This window comes from Pseudanabaena sp. 'Roaring Creek' (genome assembly GCF_001402795.1).
GTDB lineage: Bacteria > Cyanobacteriota > Cyanobacteriia > Pseudanabaenales > Pseudanabaenaceae > Pseudanabaena.
The window spans coordinates 1-9,983 of the sequence record NZ_LIRE01000247.1 but is presented as its reverse complement, the minus strand read 5'-3'; the positions used below and the strand labels follow the sequence as shown (position 1 = coordinate 9,983).

Genomic DNA, 9,983 nt, shown 5'->3' with positions numbered 1-9,983 from the left:
TATAGATAATTCAAATAAAAACTACAGCTTCGACTTCGCTCAGCTAGCTTACACCGAGGGCTGAGCGAAGTCGAAGCCCGTCTACAAGTTATTTAAAACAACTATACTAAGCAAAACCTAATATTTATAACTGTTTCATAGCTATCACCAAACAAAAGCCTAAAGGGAGTGGTGGTAATTAAGTTTAATAAGAAAACGAACTTCTTTACCTTATTTGTGGCAAAAGCGCTATAGGTCGTAACACAGAATACTGAAAAAATTGTTTTATTGACGCAGAATTAGTCTATCGTTAGGTAAAATTCAAGTCTGTGAACGCATAAGTGTGAATTCAAAATCGCAATAAGTCTTCACGATACTGGATGAACAAACGCGAGAATCAGTAAGAATCGGATTGTAGGCAATGAAATGAAATTTGAGACACCCATACAACAAGCTTGTTACGAAAAGATTTTGCCTTGGCTGCATGACTTGTACGATAACGTGTATTCTCCACCCTATGACCTGCCTGTATTTGTGTTGCCCCTTGGTTCGGCAACGGCAACCGTTGAAGTGTTACCTTGGGGACATACGGAAGCTATTATCTCCACTTGGTCCTATGTGGTCACAGGCGCGGAGATTACGCAGGATCTGATGAGATTTTTGCTCCAAAAAAATTCCGAGATGCAATTTGGCGTGTTCAGTATTGATGATGATGGTGATATTCGGTTTCATACAACTTTAGTTGGCTCGACCTGCGATCGCGATGAATTGCAAACTTCAGTGTCTTCAGTTCTCCAGACTGCGGACAAGTATGATGACACCATCGTCAAGGCTTGGGGGGGAGAAAGAGCCCTAGAGCGAAGTCTGTGATCCTATCCTATCAGGTAAGGCAAGGATGGGCGGCGCAAAGCGCCGCCCATCCTTGCCTATTGAGGGGGACTTGATCGGCTAGGGCTAAAGACTTAGTTGAAATTATGCGGTAATACCAAAGCTCAAAATGGCTACGCCATTTTGAGCTTTGAAAACCCTTACTGGGTTTGGTTTTTAATTCACAAAAGTGTTGTCACACTTTCGTGAATTGGTATAAACTCTTAAAGGTTTTAACTAAGTGGTAAATTGCAGGCGTGAATTTTCAAACAGAAGCCCAACAAGACTGTTATCAAAAAGTAGCGGATTGGTTGCCCGAAATTTGCGATCGCGTCAACCCCGTTACCAGTAGTCCCCTCTTTAGTTTACAACTCGGCTCCGCTACGGTAATAATCGAGATCCGCCCCTTTCGAGAATTAGAAGCTGTTATTTACCTGTGGGCATATGTCGCGACCGAAGTGGAAGTTAGTCACGATCTCTTGCTTTATCTACTCAAACAGAATGATAACTTTCGTTTTGGCGGCTTTAGCATGGCAGATGAGGGAGACATTAGGTTTCATGTATCGTTGTTGGGGGCATCCTGCCAAGAAAATGAATTTAAACTTGCCTTGGCCGAAGTGCTCGAAACTGCCGATCGCTATGACGATCTGATCGTAGAACGATGGGGCGGAAGACGAGCCGCAGATGCCCTGTTTGAAGTTTAAAAATGCTATTACCTTCATCTCCATCTGCGCGCGATCGCCATCCCCAACATCTTGCCGAAGTTGTGGCGACCTCATCGACCGAATTTATCGCCCAATGCCTCGAACCTGAAAGTTTAGACTTCCCAATCATGCCCGCCTTTGGCAGTTGGGTGAAGTCGCAACAGGATGAAAATAGTGATATCGTTGCCTATGGCGTTGTCTACCATGCAACTACAGCACCCATTGACTCTGTCCACCGTGCCGTTGCCCTCGGTCTTAGTCTGCAAGAGTTGCGCGAACAACAACCCCAAATTTTTGCAATGCTCCGTTCTGAAATTAAAGTTGTATTGCTTGGCTTTAGTTCGGTGGGAAATATTTACCAACATTTACCTTCCCGACCACCGCAAATCCATCAAGCCGTGTATGCCTGTGAAGATCGTGAAATTGAAATGTTCACTGAAGAGTTAAATTTTTTGCGAACCCTAGCACAGATGACTAATGCACCAGTTGATGAGTTAATTGCCGCCGTATTACGCAATGTCTATCAAGTCCGTAAATGCGATCGCAATTGGCTCGTCCAGTCGGGTCGGAAGTTGAGTGTTTTACTCAAGGATGATTACGATCGCCTCAGTGCCATCTTGGGGCAGGTGCATCCGTAACATGGATATCCATAATATGCAATTGCTCGTATCTCTTTCTGCCTATATCTTTCACGGCAATCCTTCATAAAAAACGCGCACAATACTTAACGAAATTCAATAAAATTCAATAAAATTCAACAAATGTCAAATAAACTTACCCCCGTTCCCATTGGTTCTTTTCAAGTCAATGAAATTCTATCTCATGAAGAATCCTCCATCAGATTTTCCTTAATTGTCCCTACCTATAATGAGAGTAAAAATTTAGCAAAACTTGTCGAAATTCTGACTGAGCTATTAAACAATTATTTTCATGGGGAATATGAATTAATCATTGTTGATGATGATAGCCCAGATTCGACATGGCAGGTTGGGCTAGACTTAATGCCCGATTATCCTCAATTGCGGGTGATCCGTCGCCAACAAGAAAAAGGACTGTCAACGGCAGTAATTCGTGGGTGGCAAGCTGCTCAGGGTGAGGTTTTAGGGGTGATCGATGGAGATTTACAACATCCTCCCGAAACCCTAATTCAAATGCTTGAGGCGATAGATAAGGGAGCCGATCTCGCAGTAGCGAGTCGCCATGTGGAGGGTGGTGGAGTTAGTGATTGGGGATTTATCCGTCGGTTTCTCTCACGCGGCGCACAGATTCTAGGTTTGCTCATTTTGCCAAACGTAATCGGACGAGTATCCGATCCGATGAGCGGTTACTTTATCGTCAGACGTAGTGCGATCGCTAACTGTGCGATGAATCCCTTGGGATATAAAATTCTCATTGAAGTACTGGGGCGAGGCAATATTGGCTCGGTGATGGAAATTGGTTATGTATTTCAGGAGCGACAAGAAGGCGAGAGCAAAGTTACTTGGCGGCAATATATCGATTATATTTTGCACCTGCTCCGCTTGCGATCGCGCGGCAGAATTACCAAATTACGGGAAAAATTTCGGACTCCGATCAAACGATTTCTCAGCTTTGGCTTAGTGGGTTTAAGTGGCGTATTTTTAGATATGACGATCCTATATCTGCTAAGTGACGAACACACGCTCCATTGGGGACTGACCCGCAGTAAAATTATCGCTTCGGAAATAGCAATTATCAATAATTTCCTATGGAACGATCTATGGACATTTCGAGATTTCTCTAGCCAACAAGTTGGTTTGGGAAAGCGCATCAAGAGATTTGCGAAGTTCAATCTTATTTGCTTGGTGGGAATTGGATTGAATTTGATTATTCTCAATACTCTTTATAATTATTTTCATATCAATCGATATCTTGCAAACCTCATCGCGATCGCGATCGTGACTATTTGGAACTTCTGGTTTAATCTTAAACTTAGCTGGCGAGTTACCCAAACCAAATAAACAGACAAAACCACAGAGTAAGAAGAGAAGGTTGGCGCGAAGCGCCAACCTTCTCTTCTTGGGCTTTATCCTAACGCGAGTGGCGACAGCTATATTTGTATCAAGTAGTTCGGCATAATTAAAAACCAAAACCAGAAAGCATACCGCCCGCTACGCGGGCGGTATGCTCTTCTAGGGGTTAAGTTTACTTATGCCTAGCGACTTATTTGTATTATTTGTGATTTAGATATTATGATTACGCTACCAACTTGGGTTACTCTATCGAGGCTGATTGCCATTCCCATTATTTTTGGACTATTTCTTTGGCAAGATAGCGAACTGACCCGCTTCATTGCTCTGAGTGTATTTATAGTTGCGGCGATAACGGATTGGCTGGATGGATATTTAGCAAGAAAACTTAATCAAATCACCGAATTAGGTAAATTCCTCGATCCTCTAGTGGATAAGATACTGACGATCGCTTTATTTCTTTTGTTTATTGAACTCGGTCAGGTTCCTGCTTGGGCAGTATTTGCGATCGTTACAAGAGAATTATTGATTACAGCTTGGCGTGGTGCGCCCAGCGGAGAGCCTCAAGGGGAGACAGGAGAATCAAGTAAATCAACTAAATCAACTATTGTGGGGGCGAATCTGTGGGGGAAAGCAAAAACTGTGATGCAAATTATCGCGATCGCCGCATTACTAATTAAACTTCCCTATGCGATCGTTTTTTTCTGGATTGCCTTCGGACTCACGTTGATTTCAGGCTTTCTCTATGTTGTGCCAGCATCGAAATCCTCGCTATAATCACTAAGCAGTTAAGCATAATTAAAACCCAAAGCCAGAGAGCGTACCGCCCGTATGGCGGGCGATACGCTCTTCTAGGTTTTAAGTTTATTTAAGTTTACTTAGGCTTAGCTATTTATAGGCAAGTGAGTTTTTCCTGTAAACAATAGGAGAAACCAATTCGATTATAATTATTGTAAAAGATGCGGTTGGAGTAAGGTTCTCATGGCGACATCACAAACCCTAGGTAAAGCGTTTGGCAACCTTTTAGGCGGGCGCTTTCGAGTTGTGCAGACGATCGCCGATGATGCTTACGGACAGACGTACTTGGTGGAAGATACCGTGGCGGCGGAAATGCCACGCTGGATCGCGAAAAGTTTCTGTCTTATCAATAAAACAAATCTGCAACTCGATTGGGCGCGATCGCTATTTCGCAATCAAGTTCCCAAACTACAACAACTTAGCGATCGTAGTAATGACTTCCCAAAGATCGCCACTTATTTTGAACAAGAGGAGGAATTTTATATCGTAGAAGAAGCGATTGATGGAATTCGTCTCAGTGATGAAGTAATGACAGGTAGGCTCTATAGCGAAGTGGAGTTGATTCACTTTCTGCAACAACTGTTGGCCAGCCTTCATGTCGCCCATACCGCCAATATGGTTCATGGCGATATTTGTCCTCGCAATTTAATTCGCCGCAGAAATCATCCCCATAGTAGCGATCGCGCGAGCAATCAGCATTTTGTGCTCACTAATTTTGCGGTTTTGAAGGGAGTTTATGCGACGGCGGCTCAAAATGGAGTCGTTCTCGGCACTCCTAGTTATATGCCCTTTGAGCAGGCGCTCGGACATTTTACTCCCAGTTGTGACATCTACGCCCTAGGTTTAACGGCAATTCAATTACTAACGGGTTTACATCCCAGTCAGCTAGTCCGCCGCGAAGATCTGAATTTACTAGATTGGCAAATCGGAACGTTAATTCGCCCCGAACTAGCACTCATTCTCAACCGCATGGTTAAGCATCATCCTGAAGATCGCTATCAGACAGCGCAGGAGGTGCTCTACGATCTCGATAACATTCCTACCTATCAAGATCCCGATAATTTTTCCATGCCTGACTTTTCGATAGGACAAGGGGCAGGACGTTGGGCGATCGCGCTCCTCTGTCTATTTGGTCTTGGCTGGGGTGCGATTAATTTCTATCAACATTTACCGAAACTTTCTACTCCACCCGTAACTCCTCCCATCGAATCCAAGCCCATTGCTAGCTATAAATTGCGCTTAAATCTGACGGGACATACGGGCTGGGTGCGAGCTGTTACCTTCTTTCCCAATGGATTTAGCTTCGCTAGTGGCAGTTACGATCGCACATTGAGACTATGGAACGTCCGTGATAATCAGTCCTTTGGCACTCTCTCAAATCACCTCGGTTCAATTTCGGGAATTAATGCGATCGCCGTCCATCCCAATGGCAATACCTTCGCAACCGCCTGTATTGATAAATCGATCAAGCTATGGAACTTCCGCAGTGGCGAACCAATTCGCAATCTCGAGGGGCATAACGGACAGGTTTATAGTGTTGCCTATAGCCCCGATGGCGAAAAATTGATTAGTGCTAGTGCTGACAAAACGATTAAACTGTGGAACTGGCGTAAAGGAACTGTCCTCCAGAGCTTTACAGGGCATCAAGATAAAGTCGTGGCAGTCGCCTTTCATCCCGATGGCAAAAGAATTGCTAGTGCCAGTTTTGATAAAACCATTAAAATCTGGGATGTAAGTACGGGCAAGGAAATTCTTTCCATTAACGGGCATACTGCTCCCGTTAATGCGATCGCCTTTAGTTCTGATGGCACAATGCTGGTTAGTGGCAGTCAAGATCAAACTGTAAAAATTTGGGATGCGAATACTGGCAAAGTGATCAGTACTTTTTCAGGACATGCAGGTGGCGTATTGGCGGTGGCTTTTAACCGTGATGGCACGGCGATCGCTTCTGGCGGTGTGGATAAAACTATTCGCCTCTGGAGCGTCAGAACGGGAGAAACCACCCAAATCCTAAGCAATCATGAAGCTCCTGTGCTATCCCTGAGTTTTAGCCCCAAAGATTCAACCCTAGTCAGTGGTAGCGCCGATCGCACGGTTAAGGTCTGGCAATTACAGACAAATTAGCAAAACCCAATAGAGAGAGGCGGCGCGAAGCGCCGCCTCTCTCTATTGGGTTTGAGCGCAAAGTACTGTAAGTGAATGTAGCTATATTTTAATTATCTATTGACAATAATAGTCAATAGTATTAGGCTGTCTTTTAAGTTCTGATACGGGTTGACTCAGCGCCGTTTCATTATTCATAGTTCAAATGCGTTGTCGGGATTGGGTGGCAAAATGTTGATTTTACCGAGATTGCTGAAAAATACTTTAGTAGGAGCAAGCATTTGTCACCCCGTCCTTTTTTTCCTCAGCAATCTATGCTTCGGTAAACGCAGGATATTTGTCAAAATTCTTGTCTGGCGAAACCTTCAGACGAAATCCCCCAAGATGCTCTGATGGATAACAGTCAACTGTTCCCGTCCCCAGACGATCTTTGCGATTGTATTTGTGCCAATCATTAATAAAAATATTTAGCAATAAAAACCAGCAATAACAATGACCTTTAGACAGTCTGCCTCGCCCCAAGTCGTCGGTATCTGCACCAGTCAAGCCCTACGTCGATTTGACTTGCCGTTATTGCGATCGCTATCGCGACAACAGGCGATCGCCCAGTGGGAATATTGCCAAAATCCCGATGAGCCGATCGATCTCAATGTGGCGATCGCAGCCCTGCATGAGTATTTGCAAACCTGCACGAAATCCGTACATCTTGTGGGACATGGCATTGCAGGCTTAGTCGGTTGGCTCTATGCCCGTCAATATCCCGAACAGGTGCGATCGCTAACCTTGCTATCGGTAGGGGTCAATTTAGCGACCAGTTGGCACAGTCACTATTATGAGCAGAGGCAATTAATTGCCTGTAGTCGGGAAACAATGTTAGCGAGAACTGCCTTTTATTTGTTTGGCTATCGAGATAAGGAGATGCTGCATTGGCTGGCGGATCTTCTCAAGCAGGATCTTGATAATTCCCTAATTCCTCATTCTCTCTATGCGCCCACCTATATTGCTCCTACACCGATCGCTGTCCCCATGTTAGTTTGCGGGGCATCGGATGACTATGTAATTGGTGGTGGCGGCGAAAATTCCTACCAGAAATGGCAATTACACCTTAAAGATAGCGATCGTCTATGGATAAGTAAACAAGGAAAGCATTTCTTCCATTACTCGCAGTGGGAGCCCTTAAGCAAACAAATTCGTTCCTTTTGGAATTCTTTAGCGCTTACTAATACTGCTATGGCGAGTAAATGTGACTATAGTCCAAGTAAGTAGCTAAGAAGTAAACTTAAATCCTAGAAGCTAGAAGAGAGAACCGCCCGCTAATAGCTGTCGCCATGTACTAGGGCATAAACCCCAAGAATTGACTGGCGGCGCAAGCGCCGCCAGTCAATTCTTGGGAGTTTGATTTGTTCTAAGTCAAGTGACTGTAGCTATAATTTAATAGGGGGGAAATACTGGAATTGCGATCAATCAAAATTTGTGATTCTAGGGGTAATTTGGGTACGATATTAAATGTGAAGTGCACCACCTAAAAACAGGTAATTTGCACGCATAATTTTGGAGATTCTCATGAAGTTAGCTGAATTTCTTATCCAAGGACAGCATCTGCGGCAGCAGAATCGGACATTAGCGATCGCCTATTTTGAACAATGCCTGCAAAATAACAGCCTTGGAGATAATGCGGAATCAGATCCGAGAACAACCGCAAGGGTTTACCTTGATTTGGCGGTGGAACTGGTGGCAACAAAACAACCAGATTCATTGCAAAGAGCCAATAGTCTAGTTAAGCAAGCTAGGGAGGCTCTGAATCTTCATCAAAATACAGATCGCGAACAGGAAGCTTATTTCGTTTACGTGCAGGCAATTTTAGCGCTCGAACTGGGGGAGTTAAAAGATGTTTTACAGCTTTTACAGGCAGCCTATGATGCCTATGGGGACAATTTAGCTGGACAATCCCTTGCTGATGATGCTACTGGGCTTTATTACCTGCAAATCAATGACTGGCAGTCAGCTTTGATGAGCTTTGAGCGATCGCTATCGGTGCGCCTTGAAATGGAGGATGAAGGACTGATTGCTAAAAGTTACACTAACTTGGGGCAATTATATTTTTTGTCTGGGGATAATAGCCAAGCAGCAAGTCTTTTTCAATGCGCTCGCGATATCGCCATTGCTAATTCCGATAATTTTCTGCGCTTGCAAGCACTTAAAGGACTTGCCAAGGTGGCAATTGCTGATAGCGCATGGCAAGTAACTAGTTTGCTGATCCAAGATGCAATCATTGATAACCAATGGCAATCAGCGATCCTATTCCTCAAAGAAGCGATCGCTTTACTCAAAGAGCCTGTCGATACCATTGAAATAGCCTATTTATATTGCGATCTGGCTGAAGCTTTATTAGGCGATCGGCAAATTGAAGAAAGTTTAATTTGCATTCGCGTTGAAGTTTTACCCCGTTTTCGTGATTATGAATATCTAAAGGGTATTGCCATCGCCAAACATATTCGCGGGCGGATCTACGTTCATCGCATACTGGAAGGTTTAGATAGTCTTGATGAAGATGCGATCGAAACGGCAGAGGATTCTTTACTAGATGCGTCGATCTCCTTTGAGCAGTTAGGCATGATGAATGACTATGCTAAAACTCTCTATGACTTAGCGGGGCTTTACCAGACCTGTAATAGTTCGCAGTTTCAATACCAATATCAGGGCAAATCGATCCGATCGCTAGAGTTAGCATTGAGCGTTTTAGATCGAATTGGGATGAGTCATACTCAGCTTGCCTCACAAATTGAGGTGATGCTCAATCAAGTTATGCGCGGCAGTTTTTAAGTTTCAGATAAGTCTCAGAAGAGAAAGGCAGTGCTTCGCGCTGCCTTTCTCAGGTTCTATAAGAGTCCAGTTGGCAACCCATCAATACTTTGTTGATTCTTGTTTTGCCAATATTCGTAGATCCCCTCTTCGCCTTTTTGCTCCGCCCATTCCTTTAAAACTTGGCGATCGCTTCTAAATTCATAAAAGGGAACGGCAAATCCACAGGATGTTTGCACCGACTCTATCTTGATGCGGAAGATTTGCCGCGTGCCTGCGATCGCGGGAAATAGGGATAGATACTCCTGCCATAGCGCATCTCTGGGATGGATAACTTCACCACGACCGTAAAGGCGTAAAATCAGAGGCTTTTCTGTAAAACTACAGAGCATGATGGTAATTCTAGGGTTTTCAAGAAGATGGGCGGCGGTTTCGTTGCCACTGCCCGTGAGATCGAGATAGACAATCTCCGCAGCATCGATTACCCGCAAAGCATTCATTCCTTTGGGCGAGAGATTAACGCGACCATCCTTGGGAGCCGTCGCCACAAAAAATATATGCTGAGCCTTGATAAAGTCCTGTAACTCAGTTGTTAGGCGATCGTAAAATTTTGCCATAGGAAATTTTTCTCCTTTACTTATAGCTAATACCAAAGCTCAAAATGGCTACGCCATTTTGAGCTTTGAAAATCCTTAATATAGCAACGTAATAGATAGTGAGGACAAATCAAACCCCTAAAGAT

9 protein-coding genes are annotated in these 9,983 nt (G+C 44.1%); 8 read left to right on the top strand and 1 reads right to left on the bottom strand.

The genetic code is table 11. The features are described from left to right. Window positions 1-405 precede the first annotated feature (405 nt). The 8 genes from AC805_RS08685 to AC805_RS08650 all read left to right on the top strand — a co-directional run bounded on the left by AC805_RS08685 (window position 406) and on the right by AC805_RS08650 (window position 9,262). Complete coding sequence (locus AC805_RS08685) at window positions 406-849, top strand: T3SS (YopN, CesT) and YbjN peptide-binding chaperone 1 (protein WP_055075059.1); 444 nt, start codon at window positions 406-408, stop codon at window positions 847-849. 254 nt (window positions 850-1,103) lie between these two features. Beyond that, a complete protein-coding gene (locus tag AC805_RS08680; RefSeq protein WP_055075058.1) occupies window positions 1,104-1,550 on the top strand; it encodes a T3SS (YopN, CesT) and YbjN peptide-binding chaperone 1 in 447 nt (148 codons plus the stop codon). 2 nt (window positions 1,551-1,552) lie between these two features. Next, complete coding sequence (locus AC805_RS08675; RefSeq protein ID WP_055075057.1) at window positions 1,553-2,188, top strand: hypothetical protein; 636 nt, start codon at window positions 1,553-1,555, stop codon at window positions 2,186-2,188. 123 nt (window positions 2,189-2,311) lie between these two features. Continuing rightward, the gene (locus AC805_RS08670; RefSeq protein WP_055075056.1) at window positions 2,312-3,529 is read left to right on the top strand and encodes a glycosyltransferase; all 1,218 of its coding nucleotides are present in this window, start codon (window positions 2,312-2,314) and stop codon (window positions 3,527-3,529) included. Between the two features lie 231 nt (window positions 3,530-3,760). Continuing rightward, window positions 3,761-4,315: a CDP-diacylglycerol--glycerol-3-phosphate 3-phosphatidyltransferase gene (gene pgsA, locus AC805_RS08665; RefSeq protein WP_082429441.1), complete on the top strand. Its 555-nt coding sequence runs from the start codon at window positions 3,761-3,763 to the stop codon at window positions 4,313-4,315. A 204-nt stretch (window positions 4,316-4,519) separates the two neighbouring features. Beyond that, entirely contained in the window at window positions 4,520-6,460 is a 1,941-nt protein-coding gene (locus AC805_RS08660; protein ID WP_055075055.1) for a WD40 repeat domain-containing serine/threonine-protein kinase, read from the top strand. A 471-nt stretch (window positions 6,461-6,931) separates the two neighbouring features. Next, complete coding sequence (locus AC805_RS08655) at window positions 6,932-7,705, top strand: alpha/beta fold hydrolase (RefSeq protein ID WP_055075054.1); 774 nt, start codon at window positions 6,932-6,934, stop codon at window positions 7,703-7,705. A gap of 297 nt (window positions 7,706-8,002) precedes the next feature. After that, complete coding sequence (locus AC805_RS08650) at window positions 8,003-9,262, top strand: tetratricopeptide repeat protein (RefSeq protein ID WP_055075053.1); 1,260 nt, start codon at window positions 8,003-8,005, stop codon at window positions 9,260-9,262. Between the two features lie 56 nt (window positions 9,263-9,318). On the opposite strand, the gene AC805_RS08645 is transcribed toward AC805_RS08650, so the two are convergent. After that, window positions 9,319-9,858 carry a pyridoxamine 5'-phosphate oxidase family protein gene (locus AC805_RS08645; protein ID WP_055075052.1) on the bottom strand — a complete coding sequence of 180 codons (540 nt, stop codon included), beginning with the start codon at window positions 9,856-9,858 and terminating at the stop codon, window positions 9,319-9,321. Between the last annotated feature and the right edge of the window lie 125 nt (window positions 9,859-9,983).

Coding starts and splice junctions, on each gene's coding strand:
- AC805_RS08685 (WP_055075059.1), top strand. CDS start 406: ATGAAATTTGAGACACCCATACAACAAGCTTGTTACGAAAAGATTTTG.
- AC805_RS08675 (WP_055075057.1), top strand. CDS start 1,553: ATGCTATTACCTTCATCTCCATCTGCGCGCGATCGCCATCCCCAACAT.
- AC805_RS08670 (WP_055075056.1), top strand. CDS start 2,312: ATGTCAAATAAACTTACCCCCGTTCCCATTGGTTCTTTTCAAGTCAAT.
- pgsA (WP_082429441.1), top strand. CDS start 3,761: ATGATTACGCTACCAACTTGGGTTACTCTATCGAGGCTGATTGCCATT.
- AC805_RS08660 (WP_055075055.1), top strand. CDS start 4,520: ATGGCGACATCACAAACCCTAGGTAAAGCGTTTGGCAACCTTTTAGGC.
- AC805_RS08655 (WP_055075054.1), top strand. CDS start 6,932: ATGACCTTTAGACAGTCTGCCTCGCCCCAAGTCGTCGGTATCTGCACC.
- AC805_RS08650 (WP_055075053.1), top strand. CDS start 8,003: ATGAAGTTAGCTGAATTTCTTATCCAAGGACAGCATCTGCGGCAGCAG.
- AC805_RS08645 (WP_055075052.1), bottom strand. CDS start 9,858: ATGGCAAAATTTTACGATCGCCTAACAACTGAGTTACAGGACTTTATC.